Here is a 25440-nt window from a genome sequence, read left to right on the forward strand (position 1 = left end):
GATAATCGAATTGTTCAGCTTCGCTGAAAACGTATAAATTCTATAATCTTAAAGAAACGTAAACAGGTTAATAACGTATTAGGAAGCAAGAGTAAGGACATTGCTAACATCAGAGGAGGAATCACCCATGGAACATCCTGAGCAAGAAAAAATTCCCTACAGCCTAAATAGTCGTAAAGTCGAGGAGGCAACAAGAGAATGGCTGCATAAACGGGGCGTCGAGGTCCCTGAAATCGCTGAACTGGTCATGTTGTTGCAGAAAAAGTACTACCCTGATCTTACAATGGAAGAATGTATCGATAATGTGGAGAAGGTTCTCCGCAAACGCGAGGTACAGAACGCTGTTCTGACCGGTATTCAGCTCGATATCCTGGCAGAACAGGGTCAACTGTTATCTCCTTTGCAGGAAATGATTGAGAACGATGAAGGACTCTATGGCGTGGATGAGATCTTGGCATTCTCCATCGTCAATGTATATGGCAGCATTGGATTCACGAATTACGGATATGTGGACAAGCTGAAGCCAGGGGTGCTTGGACGACTGAATGACAAGAACCTGGGTCCTATCCACACGTTCCTCGACGATATTGTCGGCGCGATTGCCTCGGCAGCGAGCAGTCGGATCGCCCATCGCAAACAGTCTGAGCTTGAAGAAGCACTTGGAGAAAAACCTGTAAGCGATGATGTTGTATAACACTTAACTCGTTCCATAGCTGAAGTCGTGTGGGACATTGGACATGTGTGTGGATGCTTGGTTAAATAGCTGTTCGATGAAATAACTTTTCATGAAAAAAGCGGCCTGATGGCCGCTTCTTTTGCATGTGTACGATACTTTTTTTGATGATTTACACGTTATTATTTCAGATGTTTAGGTCGTACCGTTCCCGCCAAACCATAACCTTCAACCCACTTCTTTTCGGCAGCTGGCTCAGATGGTGTCCATTTTGGTCCAATCGTGATTTCCGGGCCTTTGCGCTCTCGCAACATACCACGCAGCACAGTGATGCCGAGGATGCTGAGTCCAGTGAATACATACATCATCCGCATGATGATATTGCCAGAATCTGTTCCCGTCACCATGCCATGAACCAGCAGACCAATGAACACCGGGTAGGACAGCATGTGGAACATGAACCACCATTTGCGGCCCAGCTTGTTCCTCAGGTCACTGGATAACAGAACGATCACTAATCCGTAGAAGGATAACGTTCCAAGTCCACTGCCGATCGGATGCACGGAGGAGGTAAAAGGAATCAGAAGGTCTCCCCAGGTAAACGGGCTATAGTGATCAATATATAACGTTAACGCATGTACGAGTCCAAGTCCGAAGGCGAGCCAGGTCGTTCGGGTATGCCATTTGAACATAACTGCTTTCGGTTTGCCTTTAGCCATAGGCATCCCTTGAGCAATGCCCAGAAACACACCAGCAAAGAGCAGCACATAAGCAGCAATCCCACTAATTCGAATGATATTCCACGTCGGCAGGTAATCTACAATCCATTGCGCCATAACCGGCTCCCCCACATCTGTTAGACTTGTCCTGATTTAGATCAGACTGAAGCGATGATCCGGATCAAAACCGGGCCAGTGCTCAGCGAGCGTATCCGTATTTCCTCTAAAATAAGTAATCCCATCCCGTGTCATCCACAGGACGTCATGCCGATCATAATGTCGGTTTAACCAACCTACCGCCTCGGCACTCCCCAAAATGCAGACCGTCTTGGCAATGATCTCGCATTGCGAAGCATGCTGTCCCATAACGGTACACTGCAATACGTCCGTATCCGCCGGCTCCATCGTCCGGGGGTCAATGAGGTGATGTGCAAGGTTTCCGTCCGTATTCTGCCATTGTCTGCGGGAAATACCTGAAGTGGCAACAGCTCCTCGCTGTAAGCGAACCGTACCTGACACATTCCCCTGATCCTCCAAAGGATCTGCTACTTCCAAGGTCCACTGGGGATGGTCTGGTGTACCCCATACTTGAATATCTCCACCCGCGTTAATCAAACCCGCCGGAATATGCAATGTTCGCTGCAACCAGTCTGCAATGCGTTCCACTGCCCAGCCCTTAACAATGCCTCCCAGGTCCAGTTCAGCTCCGGGGTCCAGGTGAACCATCCGGCTACCTTCCCGCTGAATCCAGCTCGGACGACTGTGATCACATCGATCTTCCATACCTGATGATGCAGGTGTTCTCGTTCGCAATATGCGTTCAAACAATGGACGTTGCTGTTGTCGTTGTTGCACCTTCTCGAAGGACAGATCGTATCCCGAAGCCTGAAGAGCCTGCGAGATGCCCGGTTGAAAAATCCCTTCGGTCAGGCCAATATAACCGTACGCCAGACTCAAAACTTCATCCATCGCAGCCGAGACAGGCATCCATCCGGTAGAATTATTCAGACAATTCAATTCACTCTCTGCCACAAATCGACTGAATCGTTGCTCCTGTGTCTCAAACCAATTCTTTACCAAGGTTGCTGCATGTTCGGCTTCTTCCCGCCCAGCGGACAATTGTACTTCAACATCCGTGTTCATTGCACGGAATTGAAATTTGAGCGGACGAGCGACTTGCTCCGTGCGGCTCATGATGCACCTGTGCGTGACTGATAGTTGCCACTGCTGTATCCGGAGTTCGCATCCTGGTTATTTTGCCCAAAGCGCTGAGCATCTGAATAACTTCCCTTGTTACTCATGCTCTGATTCGGCACAGCGGCTTGTGAGCTATCGGATGTTCCATTATCTTGATTATCGTTATTGTCATTGCCCTGCGTGTTCCAGTTGTTGCTGTCCGTTGTACTGCTGATCCATTCATCCATCACATCATCACGTGTATTCACTTGGCTTGAAGCAGTAACGCTTGTATCTGTGCCATTCGCTGCTGCATAGGCCACTTCAAAGGCATCCGAGGTTCTTACATATTGAAAGAGTGCAGCCAGGGTCAACGTTGCTGCCGCTGAAGCTTGCCATTTTCTCCATTGATTCCGTTTTCTTCTGGTCATCGCTCTTCCCTGCTTTCTTTAGGGTGTGTCTCAAAACTCGCTGAAGTGCATCTTTTACCGTCTTTTCGCCCCCTGCCGCGTCACTTTCCCTTGACGTGCCCCGGCACGCCTGCGAAAAACTTCCTTGCTTGGAACGAAAACTCGGCAAAATCTGCTTCCTTCGGAGTTCTAAGACACGCCCTAGCGAAGTTCATAGGTGTATCTTAGGCGCGCTGGCTTAAAAATAGATGAATGAACGGTTAAGAGAGGCTAAAGCTTTATTTCACGGGAGTCGTTTCAAACAAAAAAAGACCCTGAACAGGTGAATTGCCTGTACAAAGCCTTTATATAGGAGCGTATTATCATTTCATATTCATATCATTATTTCGTTAGATTCGAAAATAGAACGTGCCATCCGGTTTCTGCTCTTGTCTCGCCATCCCCCGTCGAATCAACTCCTGCAAATGGGCCATCGTCTCGCTCATGGCAAACCGCAGTTGATGGGTACCGAGCCGATTACCAAACATGTATTCACAGATATCATACGCATTGGCCGGTGACTCCTGAATTCGCTCCGTCAACTTCTGAAGGCGCTCTTCGTGATGAGCAAGCAAGTGAGCTGTTCGTTCGCTGAACTGGGCAAAAGGATTTCGATGTCCCGGGTACGCCCGCTTGACATTCAGAGCTCCGAGACGATGCAATCCTTCCATATAAGAAAATAAAGGCTGAGGGTCACTGCCCGGTTGCAGACTGATATTCGGTGAAATCTGTGGCAATACTGCATCTCCGCACAGAATCTCCATCGACTCCGGTGAATAAAAGGATAAATGGCCTGGGGCATGTCCACCCGTCTCCACAGCAACCCAACGTTTCCCGCCCATATCGAGCCACTCACCGTCTTCAATGGGAGTCACATTCGGAAGTGGTGTGATCTGCGAAGTAAATGCCTTCATATGTTCATGTATCTGCTCTGTCTTGTCTTCGGGCATACCGTGACGACCATAAAAATCAGGTAAGATTGTATTAATGCGTGAGTCAGATCCCCACATATAATCGGCCTCTTGGCGGGAGCGTGTGGACATTCGAACGGGTGCACCCGTCATCTGTTGTATCCATCCCGACAACCCAAGATGATCTGGATGGTGGTGGGTCAGCACAATTTGATGAATATCGCTAAAGGTCCGGCCGAGATCTGCCAGCGCTTCATGCCACTCCTGTTCCGTCTCCGAATTACGTGGTCCCGGATCTATGATAGTGACCGTTCCATCCGGTTCAGACAACACATAACTGTTCACCCATCGCAGAGGAAAAGACATGGTAATCTTGACCCGATGTATGCCCTCTGTCATGGACATCTCTTCTGTTCGCTTCATACGTTTTCCCCTTCCAGACGTCTGTTCACTCCACAGGACGATGACCCACAAAAATCATACGCGGAGAAGCCTGCTCGTCATATTTCTCTTCATCATAGCCGCCATGGACCTGATCTACCTGAAGTCCAGCTTCACTTAACAGCTCACTCAGTTGCTCCCGGGTATACAGCTTCACACGTTCCTGATATACCCGCGGTTCATGTCCGGATGCGGTATCCGTAATGCGTATTTCCTTTTGCACAAATCCATCATCAATCTTGCGGAACTCCTCAATCCGCTGCCCTTCATCCTCTCGAACCGAGTGCGGCACCAGATGACGAGTCACATAAGCCGTATTCATAAAATCAATAATATAGCTGCCACCCGGCCGAAGCATACGGTGAATGGCGCGTAATACTTTCAGTTGTTCTCCGTCCTCAAGGAAATAACCAAACGATGTGAACAGATTGACTACGGCATCGAAGCCGCCTTTCAGGGGGAGTTCACGCATGTCTGCATGGCACCACGTTACTCGATGTTCGTCATCCATTAGGCGGGCTTCGCGCAAAAGCACATCGGACAGATCGACCCCGGTCACTCGCAATCCTGCGTCCGCAAGTGCCAGTGAGTGCCGTCCCATACCGCAGCATAGATCCAATACTTCAGAGCTCGGCTTAAGCTTCAACCACTTGATCATTTTATGTACTTCCTGATAGGCACCCTGTACATCCCGGTGCTTGTATACGAGCAGATAATCTTCTCCAAAACTCTTTTCATACCATTCCATTAATTCTCGCCCTCCACATGGTCACTGGCCCTCTGTCTATAGTACGCTGTTGTAAAGGCCTGATCATTTCCCCTAAGCTTTAAGTTATTGTAACGTCTTTATTCTGCAAACTCAAAAAATTCCAGTAAATCAGCCGCATTGAAGACCAAAAATGTACACGATATAATGTTTAACATGCGCATACCCCTGCGAATCGGTTAACTATAAGCAACAGGAGGTGTTCTTATGATTCGCATCGGACTTACCGGATGGGGGGATCAGGAAGATCTCTATCCGAACCGTACCAAAGCCAAAGACAAGCTCAGTCTATACGGTCAATACTTCTCCACTGTGGAGGTGGATAGTTCCTTCTACGCCGTTCAACCGCGGGATCGAATGGCACGGTGGGCTGCAGAGACGCCCGAATCCTTTGCTTTTATCATCAAAGCCTATCAGGGAATGACTGGACATCTGCGAGGCAAACCCTACTTCACGAGCACGTCGGAGATGTATAAGGCTTTTCGAGAATCACTGGAACCCGTCATTGAAGCTGGCAAGATGCAGGCAGCCTTGTTTCAATATCCACCTTGGTTTGAGTGTAATAAGGACAACGTGAAAGAGCTTCGTGAAGTGAAGCTTAGAATGGAGGGTATTCCAAGCGCCCTCGAATTCCGCCATCGCAGCTGGTATGAAGATGGCATGCGCGAGCGGACGCTTGCGTTCATGAAGGAACAAGGCTGGATTCACAGTGTCTGTGACGAACCCCAGGCGGGTCCAGGTTCCATTCCCATCGTGCCGCAGGCCACGGATTCGGAGATGACGCTGGTTCGCATGCATGGGCGCAACGTGTCCGGCTGGCATCAGAATGGTGCGCCCAATTGGCGCGAGACCCGTTACCTGTACCGTTACAACAAGGAAGAGCTGTTGGAGTGGAAAGGGTATCTGGAGCAATTGCAGGAGCAGAGCAAGGATGTCTACGTTATTTTCAACAACAACTCTGGTGGCGATGCAGCGGCGAATGCCCAGATGATGATGGACCTGCTGAACCTGCCGGTAAAGCCTTTTCCTGACCGTTCTGAGCCTGAGCAGGAAGAAGGACCAGAGCAGCTGGAATTATTTTGATCCGTATTAACGACGAAGTTGTTCACATCTTAAGATAAGTGTTATTGTCACTGCTCTCATAAAGTTGGGAATCGGAATTCAAATTGGAATCAACTAAAAGCGGCAAGCCCTGGGCTTTGCCGCTTTTTCAGCTCGTATCTTCCTATTGAAGGCTATCCGCAAATATCCGTCCCGTCCCGTCAAGCACTAGCGCTGCGCAGCCGTAACCGAAGAATCGATAGACGCCTTGGAGAGCTGCTGATTCATCTTATGTGCTTCAATGCCAGCCAAGAGCACAATGCCGATCCCATGGGTATCGTTCAGATTCCACCCCAGATCATCGCGATAATACAAGGCGGTAAACGAGTACCCGGAACCGCGACATACCCCGTATATATTGCCTTTATAGTCAATCGACAAGCGCGTCATGCCTTCCCATCCTTTACGTACGGCCTCCAGATAAGGCTCCGGTTGTTCCAGCCACCCTTCCCGGATTCCACGGGCATAGGCGTAGATGAACATCGATGTACAGGAGGTCTCTTCATACGAATCCGGGCGGTTTAACACCTGATGCCAAAGTCCATTTTCCCCTTGCAGCACCAGATAACCCTGACTTAAATCACGGTAGAAAGTTAGCAGTTCCGGCCGTTTAACATGATCACGCGGCAGGATGGATAACAGTTCGGTTAAGGAGAAGAGCACCCAGCCGTTCCCGCGTCCCCACGGAATGCCTGTCGCGCGCCCACGCACAAAATCATACACATGGGACATGATCTGTTGTTCGGGAAGGTAAAGATACTTACGGAACATCAGGAACTGATTGACCGCATCGTCCCAGTACGTTGCATCTTCTGTCAACTGACCATAACGCATAAGAAAAGGCGTACTCATATATAAGTCATCACACCACATCGTCTCCTGACGCATCTCCCCACTGCCTCGTACCCGGTAAAAGGCGCCATCCTCCAGACGTTCCTGCTTATCCGTAATATAGCCTGCAATCCGATCCGCGGTATCTCTTCCCCCACGAATATCGCCGAATTCCATCGCAGCAAGCAACGTAGATCCGAACGAACCGCAATCATCCAGACTGTCGATGGCAGACAGCTGATTATTGATTCCTGCCGCACCGTACCCTTCCCGATCCCATAGACCATAGCGATCAAATGAAGTACTCAGTTCAATATGTTGCCGCACGTACTGAATGTAATCGTCTCGCCCCAATTCCTGTCCCGTCTGGAGCAGTCCAAGCAGGGTGACGCCGAGCGGATAATTCCACTTTCCGTAATGTGTATTCTCCAGATAGGGACGAACATGCGTATCGGGAAGATCTACGTGCCAATACACACCTTGTGCGCCATCATCAAATACAGTGTCTGTTCGCATGATGTCGGCGTGGGATGGCTCAGCGCCGGGAGCAAACACACCTGTGTACAGCCAGGGGTCAGAGCATCCCGCAACCGGATGAGGAGGTTTCAGTCTCCAGCCTGTGGAACCCGAACGCTCGGCATCTTCCAAAGAGAATCCCCAAGAACCACCAGGTGCTTGAAATTCACCTTTTGCGACCAAATCCGAGGAACCGTAACGACGTGGGAGTTCAACGTGAAAGTTACCGCTACTTCCAGCAGAGTATACTTCCGTGCCTTCCACATACAAGGTCAAAGCACCATCATGACGGCCTTTTAAAATAACTGGCGTTGATCCTGGCAAGGTTACATCCAGTTTGGACCATGCGTAGGCCACAGCCGGCTGTTCTGTACCAAAGATTCGGGCAAAAGAACCCATGCTCCGCTCCTCGTCTGTCCACGCCTTGCGCGGATACCAGGAAAGGCCCGTTTCTTCTTCCGTCATGCCGTCACGAGGAAGAGATAATACAGGTTCATCGACGGGTTCCGAATATAACCAGCCCTCCTGTCCTTGACGATCTGTCCCAGGTGTGAGGAAGTGCAGCGGGAAATTTTTGAAAGAGGCTGTTCCGTAAATACCGCCGAATCCCACTTCTGTTTTGACAAAACACAGCAACACATCATTCCAGCCATAGTTAACGGAAATCGGAATCTGGGTTCTTCGCTCAGGAAATAATTCCTGCAACAACTCAGACTTGAATACCTCTTCGCCGTTCACATAGATCGTCACCGGACTATAACAGTTCAGGCCCGTATTTAACGTTGCATTCTGCTCGCTCCATAACTTGCCCCATACATACACGTACTGCCCTGCATGCGCCTCTACGCATTTCTCATTCAGATTCAGGTCGTAGCGATAATCGCCAAGCCTGCGAAAACCTCCCTGATGGTAGGCTCTGAACAAAAATGAATGTTTTGGATGATCACCAATATAACGCTGAGCCACCGTAGTCAATATATCCGGAATTGAATCGTACACCTTGCCTGCAATCGCCTCGTTCTCATGAAAATAACGAATGATCGTCAGCTCCCTTCCTTATACCTTGATTCGTTCGCTTAGCCGCAATGTCTCTCCGCCCTGTACTTCAACAACCTGCTGATCTGCCGTGAACCAAACCGAAATGGCAGACGGATTATGGATGATGGAGCGATCGGCCGAACACTCCAGTCGTTGAACTGCTTTCCAATAGGCGATCACTTCGATGTTCGTCGCGTACCAGATGTCGTTCCTGCCGCCAATCTGCTCACCGAACTGCTCGATAATCTCCCAGTTGTCATTGTCATTGAACTCGTAACTGTGACCCCAGACGTAGAGCAATAGTGGCGTACCTGTTTTGGAATGCTGGATAAAACGCTCGGCATGAGCCGCCAGATCATGGTTATGATGACAGGTTGGATGCCATTCGAGCGGCCGTTCTGGCAGGGTGTATCTGCCATGAGATTCAACAGTACGGGCATAATCAATGCCAAGCCACTCCAGCTTCGTACTTAACGTACGGTCATATCCTCCGTTGGGATAGGCCATACCTCGTACCGGATAATGGACAAGCTTCTCCAGCGCTTTTCGGTCCTCAATAATCTCTTCGGTCAGCAATTCATTTGGAACATAAGGCAGCGTAGGGTGAGTAACGGTGTGAACAGCTACTTCATGTCCGGCGTACAGTTCCGCGACTTCTCCCGGCTCGATGCGGCCTGGATTGCCCAGGGTACCGGAATTCAGATTAAATGTTCCCCGCAGTCCATACCGATTACAGATATCCACCAGTCTGCGATCATGCACCACTCCATCATCATAGCTGAGCGTTAACGCTTTCATCACGCCACCTGGATAGCGGTCAAACTGAATACGATGTCCCATCCTCTTCCTCCTCCTCTTTCTCCTGCTTCTTTTCCTGCTCCCTATTTCTGAATTTCCTTCACGTTAAAATAGCGAAAAACACCCTGACCTCCACGATTCGCGAACCGTGTGTTTACGGCATAGATGCCCATCTTCGCGCCTACCCAGAGTGCTGTTGTGGCGTTAAACGGTGTACCGATCGGCTGAAACTCCGCTCCGTCCTCACTCCAGCTAAACTGGCACAAAGCAGGTTCTGTCAGAGTAAGCCGAAGATGAATGGTCCAGCCGGTTGCCTGAGAACCCTGGCCCTCCCAGTTTAATCCCGTTTCCTCCCATTCTTCTGCATGCAGATGGCTGTCTGCGCGTTTGGCTCCGCGAATCAAGGATAACCGAATGGTTCCGTCTTCTGTCTGTAACAGGCACAGGCTTGCATACGAATCACCAAACATAATGAGACCTGACTGGTCCCCTTCCTGTCCAGGCAGGAACGTGAGCCGGGTTGTCGCTTCAAATTCAGAGGCAGGCAGCTTCTGCAAGAGAAGATGAGGTGTACCAAACAAAGACTGAACACCCTCCGGATATGGATGAGCAGGCAATACGATCCCTCTTTCTGTACCTGCCTCAGCCCAATCAGGACGGGAGTTCGCCTGCCATTGCCACTGCAGCCCCAGACGATCAGCCTGAAAATTATCGGATACCTCAGGTACAGTGATCGGATAGGAGGCTCCTACATCTGGTTTGATGTGCACATCCACTGGTTCACCCGTTCCATTTCCTTCGCGGTCAATTCCAATGACAGGCCAGCCGTCTTCCATCCACGTCATCGGCTGTAGATGAACAATGCGGCCATATGCATCCCGATCCTGAAAATGAATAAACCAGGACTGCCCCGATTCCAGCTCCACATATCCTCCCTGATGAGGCCCATTCACAGAGGAAGATCCCTGATGCATCACAATCCGGTCCTCATATGGCCCAAATACCTGTTGAGAGCGCAAAACGGTCTGCCACCCCGGCTTCACACCACCAGCCGGAGCAAAGATATAATAATACCCATCGCGCTTGTAGAACTTGGGCCCTTCAATGGTCGGATGATGTTCGGTCCCATCAAAGACGATCATGCCTTCGTCCAGAAGCTTCCTGCCATTCGTAGCCATCCGGCACACTTTGATTTTGCTCTTGATTCCACTGCGACTATGGGCAAAAGCATGTACAAGGTATGCTTGCCCGTCCTCATCCCATAAAGGACAAGGGTCGATCCAGCCCTTCACTTCATGAACCAGATGCAGCGGCGACCACTCGCCTTCAGGGTGATCCGCTGTGGTCATGAAGATGCCCTCATCCGGTGTGCTGAAGAAAATCCAGTACTTCCCGTCATGATACCGAATGCTGGGTGCCCATACGCCTTTGCCATGAAGAGGCACATCATATCCTGGCAGATCCAGCCGTTCAATGGCATATCTTACAAGCTTCCAGTTCACCAGGTCTTTCGAATGTAAAATCGGTAGCCCCGGAGTATGGGAGAAACTGGAGGCCGTCATATAAAAGTCATCTCCTACACGAATCACATCCGGGTCCGAATAATCCACATGCAGAATCGGATTGCGGTATGTACCGTCACCCTGATCTGCGACCCAGACCGAGCCCAGTCTTTGTTGGTCAAATTGGGTTGTATTCATACTTCCACTCCTTCATCTGAATTCTTCAGCAGGCACATGACCTGCATCCTGCAATCGATGATGTTCCGAATCAAAATAAGTGCCTTCCAACAGGCCAATCAACGTGTTGGTAACACGCACTTCAATGTCGTTGTCTCCCGGACGCAACCATGAGATATCCCCCTTCCAGCAATACGGAGACCAGCATCGTACACCAAGACTGTGTCCGTTCACCCGCACTTCCACCACATCCTGCACACGCCAATCGCTAAATTCCAGTTCGAAGATGGTGGCTTCTTCTGGTTCATCCAGCCAGAACGTGCGTTTATAACTCATTTCCCCGGCAAAATAGGGATACAGCGGCTGAGGTTCAGGTCCGATGCGAAGGGCCGTGTCCGACTCCCGCACGAGCGAAGCCATGCCTCCATGATGGAACTCCACGCCGAATCTTCCCTGTAGATACAAGGGATCCACGATGCCATCCTCATCTTTCGTTACCTCAACAATCACTGTCATTTCATTGAGACCACTGCGCAGCAACGCCGTGATATCACAAGCGATGTTATTGTGGTCGGTTATTTCGATTGGATTGAATTGTTCCTTCCCAAGCGGTTGACCATTAATCTCCATGGACCAAGTGCCCGAGATCGCTGCTCTGTCCATGAATAACAGACATACAGGCAATGCCGTTCTCAGCTCGAATGTGGTTGTATATCGGCATTCGATGGGATAGGCTACGGATGCGTTCTTCGGTGTGCCAAATACCTGATTAAACTGGACTGGCAGATGCTGCTGCTCCGATAATTCTGCCGCCTGATCAATAAATGGTTTCACAGCTGCATGCAGGCTTTCCAGAATTACACCGTTAGCATTGGAAGCCTGAAGATGGAATTGTCCCATTCGCAAGATGTTAGGCTGTACCGTTTCGAGTCGCCATGGCCCTTCCGCAGGAATTCTGATCTTACTGGCTTGTTCCACTCCTGTTGTTAATACCTCTGCCCCCGCAGCTTGTAAAGTAAGACGAACAGCATGCGCTTCATAAGGCGCCAGCGTTAGTGAAATGCACCATTCCCCGCCACTGCTCGTATACGGTAATGCCTTAAGCTGCCCTGTCTCCAGATCGAGTCGTTCTGCCACGAGACAAGTGTTCTCTGTGAGCTCCGTCCCATCCCACAGCTGTCTGGCGACCAGCTTTAATTGCCCCTTCAGATCCAGCCCCTCCTGATTGGTCAAAAAAACCATATGCTCCCCATCGGACAATTGACGGGTGTGCATCAGCAGGGATGCACTTTCTTCCTCCATGATCCAGCAGATGGGTTCCGGCAATACCTGATCGAGCAGGAGAGAGATTAGCTCCAGCGAAAAGTCATCTCCCTGCCCCGTTCCTGCGGGTAGAAAATAGGCATTCCCCTCACCCTGATGCCACATGATTTCACGGTCATCATGATCTGTTGACCCGCTACGGCCCCAGTACACCTCTTGCGGCTGCTCGCCCGCACCAAAGAACTGGGCAGCTTCATCTCCCTCCGGACTTCCCGGCTGGATCGCAATATGCGGAGGCATCCCAACAGAAATGACGGTTCCTCCCTGCTGAACGAATCGCTTCACCTGTTCCCATGCCGCAGTCTCCAGATTCAGCATCGGTGGCAGGATCAACACATCATAACGGGCTATACCGATCTGAATGATACCATCCGTCAAGTTAGCTTCAGCCAACAATTCGGGATCAAGGTGATCATAATCTCGTCTGTTTTCGAGCAGATGTGTCGTGATCCTCATCCAGTCCTTCGTCAGACGATTCAGTTGGATCCGCTCTGCTTCGTCTTCACCGCTATACTCAAATCCATGCAGCGGATTACCCATCAGACTCCAGAATGTCGTCGTTGGGTCAAGCACAGCAATACGAATGTCTGCTGCTCCGGTGCTCATGAGATAGCTCAAACGTCCGGTGTAATCCCCCAACTGCCGGAAATGCTTCCAGTAAGGATTCTGCAAAAATTGAGATGGCGGTGCGTCATGCTTCGCAAGCCCGCCAATCGTATAGAAAAAGGCGTGAAAGTTATAAAAATTGGTGCCCATGGCGGCCATTCGATCAATCATCCACTTGGCATCCTGCAGTGTCATGGACCAGCCTACACTGTGAAAACATTCAATCAGATTGCGGCTTCGTCCAAGCTGCCGGGCAAGCGAACTGACCATCTTGGGATTGTCTCGCATCTTTTGGCCGTATCGTTCCAGAATCCACGATAAGGATCGTCCGATTTTCTCATGTGCCGAATCCCCCCCTGGCATATGGCTGAACAACTGGGTCGTCATCCGTACGCCAGGCACTTCAGCCGCATATTGGATTCCTGCTTCTTCACACCAATCATGCACCTGTTTGTGATAGGACTCCCTGAGAAGCAGGTGGAGTGACTGGTAATAGTCATACCGAATTCGATGCGCGTCCGGAACATCACCATATAGCAGGGCCGGTAGCGAATCGATCAGACTATAACCACAACGCTCACTGAAATAACGGGCAAGCTGTGGTGACCAGGGGATACGGCCCAGCGGTGCGATCTCATCTGAGAACATGCCTTTGATTACGCTTTCAAATTGTTCTCCAACCGCTGACTTATAACGCTCATGTGTCAGTTCAATAAATCGACTCATCGCTTCCTTGTGGCAAGGATCAACGAAGTTGCCGTAATATTTGAAATCATCCATCTCCTTTTCCTGAAAAACAACAAGCTCCCAATCACCCGCGGGAACATCCCACAATAGACGGAACGCTGTTCGGTAGGTGAAAAACCGCTTGCGATTATACGAGGTGAGTCCGGTCTCCTGATAGACCTGATCGGTCTGGATATTGCCGATTTTACTGCGCAAGTCAATGGATTCCTGCCACAACCGTTTGCCCTGTGCATCCTTGGGAATCGCCTTGGCAACCAACACTCGTCCCCACGGCAACTCCAGATCCACAGCTTCTCCGCCCTGAACCACCAGCTGGTGATGTATGAGCTGTCGCTGCTTCGCTTCAGGGAAATCAAGGGTCACTTCTCCGCCAGCCATCCCGCTTGGATATGGATATTCGTCATATAACCATACCTGTATGCCATGGTCGGCAGCTGCCTGCACTGCAACCCGCACCTTATCGAACCATGCTTCAGAGAGATAGGGAATCTGTAGTCCCTGACGCGGACAGATGAAGAATCCGCCTACACCTTGCGCGTCCATCTCAGCCACCTGCCGCTTAATCTGCTCTTCTTCCATGTCCCCGTTCCAGAACCAAAAGGGATGGACCCTGTACTGCGCCTCGGGATTTTCAAATGCATCCCCGTTCCACATGTTGCCTTCCTCCCTGCATGTTCAAGAGTGGTCGTTAAACTTTACCAATAACGTTCATTTGAGTTCAAATAGGTTTGTTTCGCTTTGATTATACATCAAAAACCATATTCAGGAAGTCATAATTTCCAGAAAGTTGGATGAAATTTTTGTTCACGGATCAAGCCATTACAGCGATAAGAAAAAGCCCGGCTGTCTCCGTTACGCTGAAAGCACGGCTACCGGGCTTTGGCTTATAAAACTATTTCAGTGCAGCGTACAGTTCATTGACTTCTTTCACATAATCGTCTCCGCCGTTGTTCTTCCACAGGGCAACAGCATCTTCGAATCCTTTCTCATCAATCTGACCTACGATATATTTGATCCGTGCATCGTTAATGATATTATCCAGCTGCGGTCCTTTCTGAGCGTAAACATCAGAGATCAGCGGTTCGCCAGGATTGGCGATGACAATCTCTTCGTTGGCTTTCTGCACCTGTGCAACCTTTTCACGGACAGGTGTCTGTTGTACACGAAGCGTTCTGTCTTCCGGCACAAACATCAAAATCTGATTTAAGCCCTGCAGGTCGCGGAGTGCAAGCTTGTCAGTGCTCGGTACGATGTAGTCTTCTTTTTTCTCGTATTGCTTACCTTCCAATCCGTTGTACAACAATGCCTGCAATTCCGGTTCGTTCAACTGATCCAGGAAGCTCAGTACCTTCTTCAGGTCTTCTTCCGTTTTGACACTGCTTTTGGAAATGGCAATCAGGCCGGAGTAGCCGGACGTTGGCATATCGCGCAATCCCTTTGGACCTTCCATTGCTTGCAGCACATCTACACGTCCTGTCGCATTCGGGTCTTTATCCAGTATTTTCTGATCCATGCGCTGCGCATTATCTGCCACATCCACCATGACACCTGCTTGACCGTTTACAAATGGATCAGGCAGTTTCGTCGCATCCATCACGGCAAAATCCTTGTTTACCAGACCTTCACTATAGATTTGACGGAAAAATTTCAGGGCTTCCATATATTCTGGTGTCTCATGCGCCGGGATCAGGCCTCCGCTACCATCATCTCCCCATTTGTTCGGTGCACCGAACCATACCTGCATGTTATCCCATGGGCCCGTGAATTTGCTGGCAACCAGACCGTACGTATCATCCTTGCCGTTACCGTCCGGATCATCCTTCGTGAACGCTTTCAATACATTGTAAAATTCGTCAATCGTCTTCGGCTCTTCCAGCCCCAGATTCTCCAGCCAATCTTTGCGGATTGTGACCCCATTACGTCCTAGGGCGCGTGCCCGGTAGATCCCATAGGTTTTGCCATCGATTGACGCATTGTTGGTGATGATTTCATTCATCTGGCTCAGATTCGGATAGTCTTTCAGATATGGACCAAGCTCCCAGAATGCTCCGGTTCGTGCCGCATTAATGAAACTTGGGGACTTCCCTAACACCACCATAATCTGAGGCAGTTTTCCCGAGGCCAGTGTAATATTGAATTTGTCTTCGTACGAGCTGCTCGGCACCCATTGCAGGTTCACATCCACCTTGGTCAATTCCTCAAGCTTCTGGATGACTGGGCTATTCTCCGGCGGATTCTCCGCTTCAAAGTTCGGCAGCATGATTGTAATCTGATCGGTGCTACCCGTAGCGGTTCCTGAACCTTCTTTGTCGGTGGAGCATGCGCCCAGAATTGTACTTAGTACCAGTGAAGCAGAGAGTAGCAGTGCACCTTTTTTGAATCCCGTTTTTTGTCCCATACGTTCTCCCCCTTGGCTTTAGCCTTTGATTGAACCTAACATGACACCTTTGGCAAAATGCTTCTGCAAAAACGGATACACCAGCAAAATCGGAATGGTACCTACAACGATCACCGCCATTTTGATTGACTGCTCTGGTGGCTGCACAAAATTGGGGTCCATGTTCGCCATATCTCCGACACTGGCCTGCGAGAGTAATACGATCTGCCTCAACATGACTTGCAGCGGCCATTTGTCACTGTCGGAAATGTACAGCAGTGCCGAGAAAAAATTGTTCCAGTGTCCTACGGCGTAAAACAAGGCGAACGTGGCAATGACCGGCTTCGATAATGGCAGAACGATTCGCCACAGCACCCCGAGATCCGAACAGCCGTCGATGCGGGCCGCTTCCTCCAGCCCAGGCGGCATTTGCTGAAAAAAGTTTTTGACAACAATTAAGTTAAAAGCGCTGATCGCGCCAGGAAGCATAAGGGCCCAGTAGGAATCAAGCAGTCCCAGTCCACGAATGACGAGATACGTCGGGATCATGCCACCGCCGAATAACATCGAGAAGATCACCATGTTCATCATGACATTACGGCCCCAGAAGTCACTTCTGGATAGTGGATAAGCCATCGTTAGTGTGAAGAACAGATTGACCAGTGTACCTGCCACCGTGATGAAAATGGAAACACCAATGCTGCGAAAGATCGTGGACGAGGAAAAAATATACTCATATGCACTGAAGGAAAACACCTTCGGAATGAGGAAAAAACTGCGTTCGGTGATCTCGGCTTCCGTTGCGAAAGAATTCCCTATAATATACAGGAAAGGAAGGACGGTTAATATGCCCAGAATCCCCAGCATGACGTAATTGAAGATATCAAATACCTTGCCGGCAGGGCTGTTGTATAGACGGCTGTTCATGCGCGCTCCTCCTTAATAAATTCCGGGGTGACCGAATTTTTTCGCAAGTTTATTACTGCCAAGCACCAGGATAATCCCCACCACAGACTTGAATAGTCCAACAGCAGTACTGTAACTGAATGCACCTTGCGTAATCCCCACCGTGTACACATACGTATCAAACACATCTGCTACATCCCGGTTGAGGGAGTTGGTCATCAGATAGATCTGCTCAAACCCGGTATCGAGGAAGTTCCCCAATCGGAGAATAAGCAAAATGACTATGGTCGTGCGAATCGCTGGAAGCGTGATATGCCACATCCGCCGTAATCGTCCTGCGCCATCCACAATGGAAGCTTCATATTGCTCCGTGTCCACACCTGCGAGGGCCGCCAGGAAGATAATCGTGCCCCATCCCATTTCTTTCCACATCATCTGGACAATAATGAGCGGACGGAACGAACCCGGACTGGAGAGCACATCAATCGGTTTGCCTGTAATCCAGGCGATCAGGTCGTATAACACCCCGCCTTGCGGGGTCAGGAACACATACGTGATACTGGCGATAATAACCATGGATACAAAATGGGGTACATAGACCAGCGTTTGAATCGTTCTTTTGAAGAAAGCGACCCGAATTTCATTTAATAATAAGGCGATAATAATCGGTGCCGGAAAAAAGAAGATGAGATCATACAGGGCAAGGACCAGCGTATTACGTAACAGTCGGAAGAAGTCCGGATTGGAGAAGAAGTTCGTAAAGTTCTCCAGCCCCACCCAATTACTCTCACGGATACCCAAGAAAGGCTGATAGTCCTGAAAGGCAATGACGATCCCCCACATAGGCAAGTATTTAAAGATCACAAAGTACAAAAAACCGGGAAGCACAAGCACATATAACCATTTGTTTCGTTTGATCTGCCTTTTCCAATTGGACTCCTGTTTTAAGGGTCTTGTAGCCAGCTCCCCTTGAACAGTTGCAGTGGCATTGGTATTCCAGTCCGTCTTCCCGTTCATCATGTCTCCCCTCCCTCAACGATGTAAGCGTTATCAATTAACCTGATACTCAGACTATACAGCCGATCTTTTTCCGGCAACCTTCATTTTTTGCATACCTCTGGTACTATGACCAAGAAGCCCGCTATAACGCCATTTTCACATGGTATTGAATATATCGTAGCAGGGAAAATTGTACATTTTTGCAGGTTTATCTTTCTTTGTATCACGGTAAAAAAGAAAAAACCGGTATCCGCTAATTCCGGATTCCGGTCAGAAAAGACAGCTGTATGAACGGTTATTGTCCGAACCATTGATCGCGATACTGACTCGGCGTAACTCCCTCCTGTTTCTTGAAAATCCGATTAAAATAACTGTGCTGATATCCCACAGCCGCCGCAACATCATTAATCTTCATCGTTGTCTCACGTAGCAATTGCTTCGCCGCATCCATTCTCACACGTGTCAAATAATCAATAAAATTAATGCCCGATACCTGTTTGAATGCCTTGCTCAGGGCATAGGGTGTCATCTGCTCTGTATCCGCACAGTTCTCCAGCGAAATATCATTCTGGTAATGCTTATCGATATACAACATCGTACGTTCCACCACCAGCTTCAGTGGTTCCTGGGACCGTTCCTCGATCTCTTGTACATACGGCATAAATACCTCATTAGCCATCCATTGTCTCATCTGCGTGGCTTCACGAAAACCGGATAATTGCTCATACATGTTGCGACCTCCAAACAGCTTATAAGGTGTTACCCCCGTTTGCAGCATCATGTGTTGAACACTCCCCAGTAATTGAAGCATCATCTGTTGCACCTGGAATTCGGTACTGTCCGTCTGCGTAATCTCACTCATGAATTGCTCCAGCACACGTTCCGCTTCGGCTTGCTTGCCCAGCCTGATCGCCTGGATCAGCTCGCGTTCCAGCCCCAATGGATAGGAAGCTGCTTCATTTCTATGGAAACATTGTTCATCCTCCAGGTCCAGAATCTGACTGCCTTCCTCCACACTGCGATAGGCAACGGCCTGTTCCATCTCGACGAATCGTCCGGGCAGTTCCTGAAGTGAAGCAGCCGGGCGGCTGACCATCAGAGTCACCTTCATTTTGAGCGTTCGCCCAATGACCTCCACCAGTTCCTGTCCCCATGAGAGCGCCTGTGACTTCACAGGTTCGTCATGAGGAGCGATCACAAGCATGGCTGAAGACAGGTCGTGGAAGTTCATGACACTAATCTGCCTGAAATAATTTTTGGCGACTTCCTGAGTGATATTCACTGCTGCAAAAGTAACCAGTCCTGTGTCCCGGCTTCCAAATCTGCCTTCCAACTGCTCATATCCCGTAAAATACATCTGCACCAGCAAAAACTGCTGGCCCTCCAGTTCAAAGCCAAGATTACGCATCCGCTGCTGGAGATCCTGCTCGTTATAGGCATATAGATGCCCCTGTACAAGTTGTAAAACAAAACTGTCGCGTAAATGGGGTAGCTGCTCCTGCAATTGGCGATGTGCCGTGACACTGCGGGAGGTCAGTTCGTTCCACTGTTGCTCCAGGAGCTCAAACTCGTCCAGCTCTGCATCCGTTGGTGTTGTTTCGTTTCTACCAGGCGTAAGCAGATGCAGCATCCGCGCTACGGGCGAATAGATTCGGCGTGAAGCAAACCAGGATAACAGTAACCCAAGGATTAGACTGCCTGCACTGGCAATAACGATGATTTTGGATACCAGCTTGACCGGCGAAGTGACTGATGTCAAAGGTGCCGCGGAGACGTAAGTCCAGTCCGAATCGATCCGACTCAATGACCCGTACGAGACGGAATAGGTCTGATCCTCATATCGGAACAGGAATGAGCGGCTGTCTGCGTGCAGGGCCACTTCTTCTTTTAGCTGCTGCTCAAAAGCAGAATCCTCTCCCGCCGTTCCCGGATTACCGGTAACCAGTGTGTTCCCTTCCTGATCCATAAGGAACGTTAACCCTTCGTCATATGGAGTAAGCGTTTTCAACAAACTGGCGACTTTCTCGTTATCCAACGTAATAATCAGTGCACCAAATGGATTAATGCTCTCCCCCGGGATCTTATGTACAAGAACCAGTGCATTGCCTGCATCTGTATGCAGTAGACTATCGTTTGTCAAAGGTGCGGTATCTCTGTTGTTGTTGGAAACCCAGTCTGTCCAGTACACGTGGTTGCCCATGGAGAGGTAACGATCATATGCCTGTATCTTGGCTTCATCTTTCAATTCGGTATAATCCCGATTAAACAAGATTGGCTTCGGTTCCTGCAAATACAGCTGTGCTGACTTGATCAGTGGGTGGGAACCTTGTAATACATATAAGGTAGTCACAATCTCCTGCGTTTCATTAAAATAATACACAAAATCCAGCGTTCGCAGTGCATTGCCAAACCTCGGCTCAAAAGCCCAATGGGATAAGTTCATCTCCAGATAAGCCAGCTGATCATCCACATTACGTGCCCGGTTCTCAATCTGGTTCTGATGCATCTGATTGAATTCGGTCTCCATCCGGCCAACAACCTGTTGATACATGACGATACCTGTGATTAGCCCGGGAATACTGGCAATGAGTAAAATAAGCATGAGGCTGTTTCGATAAAACCGCCCTTTGTGTCTTCCTGCCTTTAATCCGGATAACCAATTGAACGTGCCCAATATTCGATCGCTCCTAGTCGGTTCCATCGGTACTCACCTGCCTGCTCGCATCGGTCTGACTGTCATGGAAACTTCCTCAACTCCCCTGAGAATATATGGATGAAATCCTTTTCTTGTATTATACGCATAATCATCAGGTCAATGAAACGATATGTAACCGATCATTTTTTTAACCAATGTTTTATTAACCTGACAAAATGGATTACAATGAGATAAAGCAAACATGAAGGAGGCCTTTTTAATGAAAGAACAGATTTATTTTGAACAAAATAGAGAAAAACACCTGGCAGAACTGAATGAATGGTTATCCATTCCGAGTATTTCCGCCATTTCCGAGCATAAAGAGGATGTTAATCGTGCAGCACAATGGGCAGCAGATGCACTCACACGTGCAGGTATGGAAAACGTAGAGATCATTCAAACGGCTGGACATCCGATTGTCTATGCAGATCACCTGCATGCACCCGGCAAACCGACAGCTCTGATCTATGGACACTATGATGTACAACCTGTTGATCCGCTTCACCTGTGGGAGACGCCTCCTTTCGAACCTACCGTTCGTGATGGCAAGCTGTTTGCCCGTGGTGCGACGGATGACAAAGGACAGATTTTCCTACATATCAAGGCAGTAGAAGCCATTCTGGCCGAAAACAAAGAACTGCCGGTTAACGTCAAGTTCTGCATTGAAGGAGAGGAGGAAATCTCCAGCCCGAACTTGCCCATCTATCTGAATGAACATACAGACAAGCTGCGTGCAGACATGGTACTGATCTCGGATACGTCCCTGCTTGAAAAAGGAAAACCGGCGATCTCCACTGGCCTGCGTGGCCTCTGTTCGCTTCACGTAGATCTGAACACAGCCAATACCGACTTGCACTCCGGTTCATTTGGTGGCGGTGTACCCAACGCACTGCATGCACTCGTGTCCCTGCTCGCTTCGTTGCATGATGAGCAAGGCCGCGTGAGTGTAGACGGGTTCTACGACGGCGTTCTGCCATTGTCTCCTGAGATGAGAGAAGAATTTGTGAAACAGGGATTCAACGAGGAACAGCTTCGTCAAGACCTCGGGCTGGAGCAATTGTACGGCGAAGAAGGTTACTCATTCGTGGAACGTGTTGGCGCTCGTCCAACATTGGAACTGAACGGCGTATGGGGTGGTTTCCAGGGTGAAGGCAGCAAAACGGTTATTCCGAAGGAAGCTCATGCCAAAATCACTTGTCGCCTCGTTGCGGACCAAGATCCACAACATGTATTGGATCGTATCGAAGCACATCTGCGCGCTCACGTTCAACCGGGTGCAACGCTGCATGTGAAACAGATCGAGAAAGCTTTTGCTTTTAATACTGATCCTTCCAATCCAATTCTGCAAAAAGCGGCAGATGCATATGAGCACGTATATGGCGTTCGTGCCCTCTTTACCAAAGATGGCGGCTCCATTCCGATTGTTGAGAAGCTCTCACGCGTTCTCGAAATCCCTGCTGTCATGATGGGCTTCGGCTTGCCGGATGAGAATCTGCATGCACCGAACGAGCACTTCAACCTGGAGAACTTTGATAAAGGGTTGTTGACGATTGTTCAGTTTTTGAAGAGTTTGTAAAAGTTGAAAAATACTCTTACACGGAGGTCACTACGCGGGGAGAATAAGCTTCCGATCGCTGTTATCCCCCGATTTCTTTGATTCCCTTTTCTAAAGGGAGAAATTCGGGTGATAAAGGCGAACGCTTTGCTTCCTCAGCTTTTTTCTCCCCACTCCGTTAACGTGTAAATTATTTATTCAACTTCATAGAGTAGGGGCAGATAGATATTACAAAAACGCTGGCCTACAGGTCATCGTTTTTGTTTGAATCGATTTCGTCCCCTTCACTACGATGCAGCTTCTCATATGACTGATTTTAAGATTGAGCCTACTTTACAAATGAAGGGTAGTGTAGGTATATAAGTATATAAAAGGGGTGTGCCGTCCAACTTCATGACGGTACACCCCTTTTGTAATTGGTAGATCTAGATATATTCGTTTATTTACTTTTAACGAACCGGGAACTTGCTATTCGACGAAAATCCGCAGTTTTGACGAAATAACGAATCGTAGACGCTTTATTTCCTCGTTTTGCATGTCATTCATCAATTTTCTACTGGAATAACGTGGCTGACGTTCATTAGCCCTGTGACTAGAAGGAGAAACCCACTTTCGGGACATCCTCCAGATTCTACTCACCTCATTCCCTCCAATTATGTGCGGAATGTTGTGAACTTCAGCATGTGCACAAGCCGGGATAAGTGTGCAATCTCCTGCTGGACTCCTGAGGTATCCGTGCCCGCCATAGCCTGGTTCGCTCGCAGCGTTCTGCGCGTGTTCAGCATACCTTCGATCAGTTTCATGACGGTGTTACGTCCACGATGATCCACAATCATATACTTTTTGCGTGCATCCAGCTCTACCCATACGATGTTGCTGAATGATGTGAACAGATGCCTGCGATACTGCTCCATATCGGTCTCATTGTAATGCTCGCCATAAAAGGCATAGTATCCGTGTATGTGCAACTTCTTCGCCAGCACTGTGATGAACGGATCATGTTCGAGCATAGCGTTACGTTCCATGTTTCACGCCTCCGTTATGCGTGATCCGCAGATCCCGTCTTTTTGAGATCTATTTTAGCATATTATCCATACCATTTCCTCTTTGGAAGTCCTTGCGCTAAGTTCGAACAAAGAAGATGGATTTCAACTACGCTGTCCTCATTCCTCACATCTCCCTACAAATTATCTTACTCACCAATCCGTCTGCCCTTCACCCACACACCCTCAATACCCAACTCCGCATTTAGCAAAACGAGATCTGCCTGTTTTCCTTGAGCCAAGGAACCTGTCCGGTGATCAATGCCGAGCAGACGTGCAGGGGTTAGACTTGCTGCCCGTGAAGCTGCCTTCAGACTCAAGCCCACTTCCTGCACCAGATAACGGAAACCGCGAATCATCGTCAGTGTGCTTCCAGCCAGCGCGCCGCCGTCCTTCAGTCTGGCCTCTCCATGCTTCACGATCACGGGCAGGTCGCCAATTTTGTACTCTCCGTCATCCAAACCCGCAGCAGACATGGCATCTGTGATCAACACGAGTTGATCGTTATGTTGCTTCAATTGAGCCAGGATTGATATCGCTGCAGGGTGCACGTGAATGCCATCAGCAATTACCTCGGCACTGATGCGTGGATCACTCAGCACGGCTCCCGCAGCCCCAGGTAGACGGTGATGCAGCGGTGTCATGGCATTGAACGTGTGTACTGCATGATGCAGTCCTGCCTCGACTGCCCGCTCCACCTCTTCATAGGTCGCATCCGTGTGCCCGAGTGCCGCTGTAATCCGCTGTTCTCGCAGCCATGAGATAACCTCCAGTGCGCCTTCACGTTCCGGTGCCAACGTTACTTGACGGATCAGACCGGGATATTGCTTTTCCCATGCTTCGAGCCAAGATACATCAGGCAGAATGATATGTTCCGGATTTTGCGCACCAGGCCATTTTGGACTGAAAAACGGACCTTCCAGATGTACGCCCTCAAGCTGTGCATATGGCATTGAACCAGAACGGTAGCGGTTGACTTCCGCAAGTACGCTTGCCAGTTGCTCTTTTGGAGCCGTCATGGAAGTCGCAAGCATGGCTGTTGTGCCCTGTGTACTATGGAAAGAAGTGATCTTGTCCAATACCTCCGGGCTTGCGTCCATAAAGTCTTCTCCGTTCCCACCATGCACATGGATATCAATGAATCCAGGCACAATGAGACCACGTTCGGGTACAGGTATAGGCAAGGCCTCTTTCCTAATCTGTTCAGACAGACCTTCCGCTATCCCTGCATAGAGGATTTTCCCATCCCTCCAAGCTAGTACACCGTCTTCCAACATTTCATCTGCAAGGAGCAGCTGGCCTCGAAGAAGCGATGTGTGTTTTTCTCGATTACTTCCGTCAACATGGTTACTGGATGCAATCATCTTACCAGCCTCCCTGCGGCACGATCCAGCAATACCACCACATTCGGATGACATTGTAAAAGCGATGCAGGACAAGCCGTTGTAATTGGGCCCATGAAAGCTTCGCGGATAATCTCCGCTTTTCCCTCACCACGGGCAATGAGCAGAATCTGTTTGGCTTTCAAAATGGTACCGACACCCATCGTAATCGCCTGAGCCGGAACTTCATCGATGCTGTCAAAGAAGCGTGCGTTTGCCTTTCTGGTCTCTTCTTTCAGATCCACAACATGTGTCCGCCCAGTCAGCTCCGTTCCCGGTTCATTGAAGCCAATATGACCATTATGTCCGATGCCGAGCAATTGCAGATCTACCGGTCCAAGCTCTTCCAGGCGCTGTTCATAGGAATTACATACCTGTTCCAGATCGGCAGCCTGACCATCAGGCACATGGGTTCTAGCCAGATCTATATCGATATGATTGAATAATTGTTCATTCATAAAACTGCGATAACTTTCACGATGCTCTGTTGGAAGTCCGACATACTCATCGAGATTAAAAGAAGAAGCCTGTGAGAAGCTGACAAGCCCCTTCTGATACAATGTGATAAGCTGTTTATATATGCCTACAGGAGAACTTCCTGTCGCAAGTCCCAATACAGCCCGTGGTTTGGTCTGCAACAAACTGGCAATAAGGCCAGCACCCGTGGCGTTCAAATCTTCTTCATTTTCAAAAATGCGGATATTCATCT

General features: G+C 49.3%; 19 protein-coding genes. 3 read left to right on the forward strand and 16 right to left on the reverse strand.

All coding sequences use genetic code 11. The annotated features are described in order from the left end of the window. Positions 1 to 127 precede the first annotated feature (127 nt). Positions 128 to 694, forward strand: coding sequence for a phosphatidylglycerophosphatase A family protein (locus M1D71_RS23270; protein WP_458123868.1), 567 nt, complete (start codon positions 128 to 130; stop codon positions 692 to 694). Positions 695 to 855: 161 nt separating this feature from the next. On the opposite strand, the gene M1D71_RS23275 is transcribed toward M1D71_RS23270, so the two are convergent. The 5 genes from M1D71_RS23275 to M1D71_RS23295 form a co-directional block, all read right to left on the reverse strand. After that, entirely contained in the window at positions 856 to 1509 is a 654-nt protein-coding gene (locus tag M1D71_RS23275) for a ferric reductase-like transmembrane domain-containing protein (protein ID WP_458123869.1), read from the reverse strand. A gap of 36 nt (positions 1510 to 1545) precedes the next feature. Then, entirely contained in the window at positions 1546 to 2586 is a 1041-nt protein-coding gene (locus M1D71_RS23280) for an FAD:protein FMN transferase (RefSeq protein ID WP_458123870.1), read from the reverse strand. Beyond that, a complete protein-coding gene (locus tag M1D71_RS23285; protein WP_458123871.1) occupies positions 2583 to 2999 on the reverse strand; it encodes a hypothetical protein in 417 nt (138 codons plus the stop codon). Before M1D71_RS23285 ends, M1D71_RS23280 begins: the two co-directional genes overlap by 4 nt. A gap of 368 nt (positions 3000 to 3367) precedes the next feature. Continuing rightward, positions 3368 to 4351, reverse strand: coding sequence for an MBL fold metallo-hydrolase (locus M1D71_RS23290; RefSeq protein ID WP_458123872.1), 984 nt, complete (start codon positions 4349 to 4351; stop codon positions 3368 to 3370). A 25-nt stretch (positions 4352 to 4376) separates the two neighbouring features. Then, positions 4377 to 5117 (reverse strand): class I SAM-dependent methyltransferase, encoded by a 741-nt coding sequence (locus M1D71_RS23295; RefSeq protein WP_458123873.1) that lies wholly within the window; start codon positions 5115 to 5117, stop codon positions 4377 to 4379. 225 nt (positions 5118 to 5342) lie between these two features. On the opposite strand from M1D71_RS23295, the gene M1D71_RS23300 reads away from it, so the two are divergent. Continuing rightward, positions 5343 to 6218, forward strand: a complete 876-nt coding sequence (locus tag M1D71_RS23300; protein WP_458123874.1) for a DUF72 domain-containing protein — start codon at positions 5343 to 5345, stop codon at positions 6216 to 6218. Between the two features lie 186 nt (positions 6219 to 6404). Here the strand turns inward: M1D71_RS23300 and M1D71_RS23305 are convergent, their stop codons facing one another. From M1D71_RS23305 to M1D71_RS23340, 8 genes are all read right to left on the reverse strand, one after another. Further along, the gene (locus tag M1D71_RS23305) at positions 6405 to 8582 is read right to left on the reverse strand and encodes a glycoside hydrolase family 88/105 protein (RefSeq protein ID WP_458123875.1); all 2178 of its coding nucleotides are present in this window, start codon (positions 8580 to 8582) and stop codon (positions 6405 to 6407) included. A 57-nt stretch (positions 8583 to 8639) separates the two neighbouring features. Next, positions 8640 to 9461 (reverse strand): polysaccharide deacetylase family protein, encoded by an 822-nt coding sequence (locus tag M1D71_RS23310; RefSeq protein ID WP_458123876.1) that lies wholly within the window; start codon positions 9459 to 9461, stop codon positions 8640 to 8642. Positions 9462 to 9502: 41 nt separating this feature from the next. Next, entirely contained in the window at positions 9503 to 11119 is a 1617-nt protein-coding gene (locus M1D71_RS23315; protein WP_458123877.1) for a glycoside hydrolase family 43 protein, read from the reverse strand. Between the two features lie 12 nt (positions 11120 to 11131). Beyond that, positions 11132 to 14428: a glycosyl hydrolase gene (locus tag M1D71_RS23320; RefSeq protein ID WP_458123878.1), complete on the reverse strand. Its 3297-nt coding sequence runs from the start codon at positions 14426 to 14428 to the stop codon at positions 11132 to 11134. A 238-nt stretch (positions 14429 to 14666) separates the two neighbouring features. Continuing rightward, a complete protein-coding gene (locus M1D71_RS23325) occupies positions 14667 to 16172 on the reverse strand; it encodes an extracellular solute-binding protein (protein ID WP_458123879.1) in 1506 nt (501 codons plus the stop codon). An 18-nt stretch (positions 16173 to 16190) separates the two neighbouring features. Beyond that, positions 16191 to 17078: a carbohydrate ABC transporter permease gene (locus tag M1D71_RS23330; protein WP_017692544.1), complete on the reverse strand. Its 888-nt coding sequence runs from the start codon at positions 17076 to 17078 to the stop codon at positions 16191 to 16193. A gap of 12 nt (positions 17079 to 17090) precedes the next feature. Next, positions 17091 to 18077: an ABC transporter permease gene (locus M1D71_RS23335; protein WP_458123880.1), complete on the reverse strand. Its 987-nt coding sequence runs from the start codon at positions 18075 to 18077 to the stop codon at positions 17091 to 17093. Positions 18078 to 18351: 274 nt separating this feature from the next. After that, positions 18352 to 20757: an AraC family transcriptional regulator gene (locus tag M1D71_RS23340; protein WP_458123881.1), complete on the reverse strand. Its 2406-nt coding sequence runs from the start codon at positions 20755 to 20757 to the stop codon at positions 18352 to 18354. 214 nt (positions 20758 to 20971) lie between these two features. Between M1D71_RS23340 and M1D71_RS23345 the strand changes: the two genes are divergently transcribed. Further along, positions 20972 to 22327, forward strand: a complete 1356-nt coding sequence (locus M1D71_RS23345) for a dipeptidase (protein ID WP_458123882.1) — start codon at positions 20972 to 20974, stop codon at positions 22325 to 22327. 632 nt (positions 22328 to 22959) lie between these two features. Here the strand turns inward: M1D71_RS23345 and M1D71_RS23350 are convergent. The 3 genes from M1D71_RS23350 to nagB form a co-directional block, all read right to left on the reverse strand. Further along, the gene (locus M1D71_RS23350; protein WP_458123883.1) at positions 22960 to 23331 is read right to left on the reverse strand and encodes a hypothetical protein; all 372 of its coding nucleotides are present in this window, start codon (positions 23329 to 23331) and stop codon (positions 22960 to 22962) included. A 167-nt stretch (positions 23332 to 23498) separates the two neighbouring features. Further along, positions 23499 to 24713 carry an N-acetylglucosamine-6-phosphate deacetylase gene (gene nagA, locus M1D71_RS23355; protein WP_458123884.1) on the reverse strand — a complete coding sequence of 405 codons (1215 nt, stop codon included), beginning with the start codon at positions 24711 to 24713 and terminating at the stop codon, positions 23499 to 23501. Then, complete coding sequence (gene nagB, locus M1D71_RS23360) at positions 24710 to 25438, reverse strand: glucosamine-6-phosphate deaminase (protein WP_458123885.1); 729 nt, start codon at positions 25436 to 25438, stop codon at positions 24710 to 24712. The genes nagA and nagB overlap by 4 nt, the downstream gene beginning before the upstream one ends. Positions 25439 to 25440 lie beyond the last annotated feature (2 nt).

The sequence above is a fragment of the Paenibacillus sp. Z3-2 genome, from assembly GCF_054161325.1.

Bases quoted from the DNA above. Each gene is read 5' to 3' on its own strand.
- M1D71_RS23270 (WP_458123868.1), top strand. From the start codon at position 128: ATGGAACATCCTGAGCAAGAAAAAATTCCCTACAGCCTAAATAGTCGT.
- M1D71_RS23275 (WP_458123869.1), bottom strand. From the start codon at position 1,509: ATGGCGCAATGGATTGTAGATTACCTGCCGACGTGGAATATCATTCGA.
- M1D71_RS23280 (WP_458123870.1), bottom strand. From the start codon at position 2,586: ATGAGCCGCACGGAGCAAGTCGCTCGTCCGCTCAAATTTCAATTCCGT.
- M1D71_RS23285 (WP_458123871.1), bottom strand. From the start codon at position 2,999: ATGACCAGAAGAAAACGGAATCAATGGAGAAAATGGCAAGCTTCAGCG.
- M1D71_RS23290 (WP_458123872.1), bottom strand. From the start codon at position 4,351: ATGAAGCGAACAGAAGAGATGTCCATGACAGAGGGCATACATCGGGTC.
- M1D71_RS23295 (WP_458123873.1), bottom strand. From the start codon at position 5,117: ATGGAATGGTATGAAAAGAGTTTTGGAGAAGATTATCTGCTCGTATAC.
- M1D71_RS23300 (WP_458123874.1), top strand. From the start codon at position 5,343: ATGATTCGCATCGGACTTACCGGATGGGGGGATCAGGAAGATCTCTAT.
- M1D71_RS23310 (WP_458123876.1), bottom strand. From the start codon at position 9,461: ATGGGACATCGTATTCAGTTTGACCGCTATCCAGGTGGCGTGATGAAA.
- M1D71_RS23315 (WP_458123877.1), bottom strand. From the start codon at position 11,119: ATGAATACAACCCAATTTGACCAACAAAGACTGGGCTCGGTCTGGGTC.
- M1D71_RS23320 (WP_458123878.1), bottom strand. From the start codon at position 14,428: ATGTGGAACGGGGATGCATTTGAAAATCCCGAGGCGCAGTACAGGGTC.
- M1D71_RS23325 (WP_458123879.1), bottom strand. From the start codon at position 16,172: ATGGGACAAAAAACGGGATTCAAAAAAGGTGCACTGCTACTCTCTGCT.
- M1D71_RS23330 (WP_017692544.1), bottom strand. From the start codon at position 17,078: ATGAACAGCCGTCTATACAACAGCCCTGCCGGCAAGGTATTTGATATC.
- M1D71_RS23335 (WP_458123880.1), bottom strand. From the start codon at position 18,077: ATGATGAACGGGAAGACGGACTGGAATACCAATGCCACTGCAACTGTT.
- M1D71_RS23340 (WP_458123881.1), bottom strand. From the start codon at position 20,757: ATGGAACCGACTAGGAGCGATCGAATATTGGGCACGTTCAATTGGTTA.
- M1D71_RS23345 (WP_458123882.1), top strand. From the start codon at position 20,972: ATGAAAGAACAGATTTATTTTGAACAAAATAGAGAAAAACACCTGGCA.
- M1D71_RS23350 (WP_458123883.1), bottom strand. From the start codon at position 23,331: ATGGAACGTAACGCTATGCTCGAACATGATCCGTTCATCACAGTGCTG.
- nagA (WP_458123884.1), bottom strand. From the start codon at position 24,713: ATGATTGCATCCAGTAACCATGTTGACGGAAGTAATCGAGAAAAACAC.
- nagB (WP_458123885.1), bottom strand. From the start codon at position 25,438: ATGAATATCCGCATTTTTGAAAATGAAGAAGATTTGAACGCCACGGGT.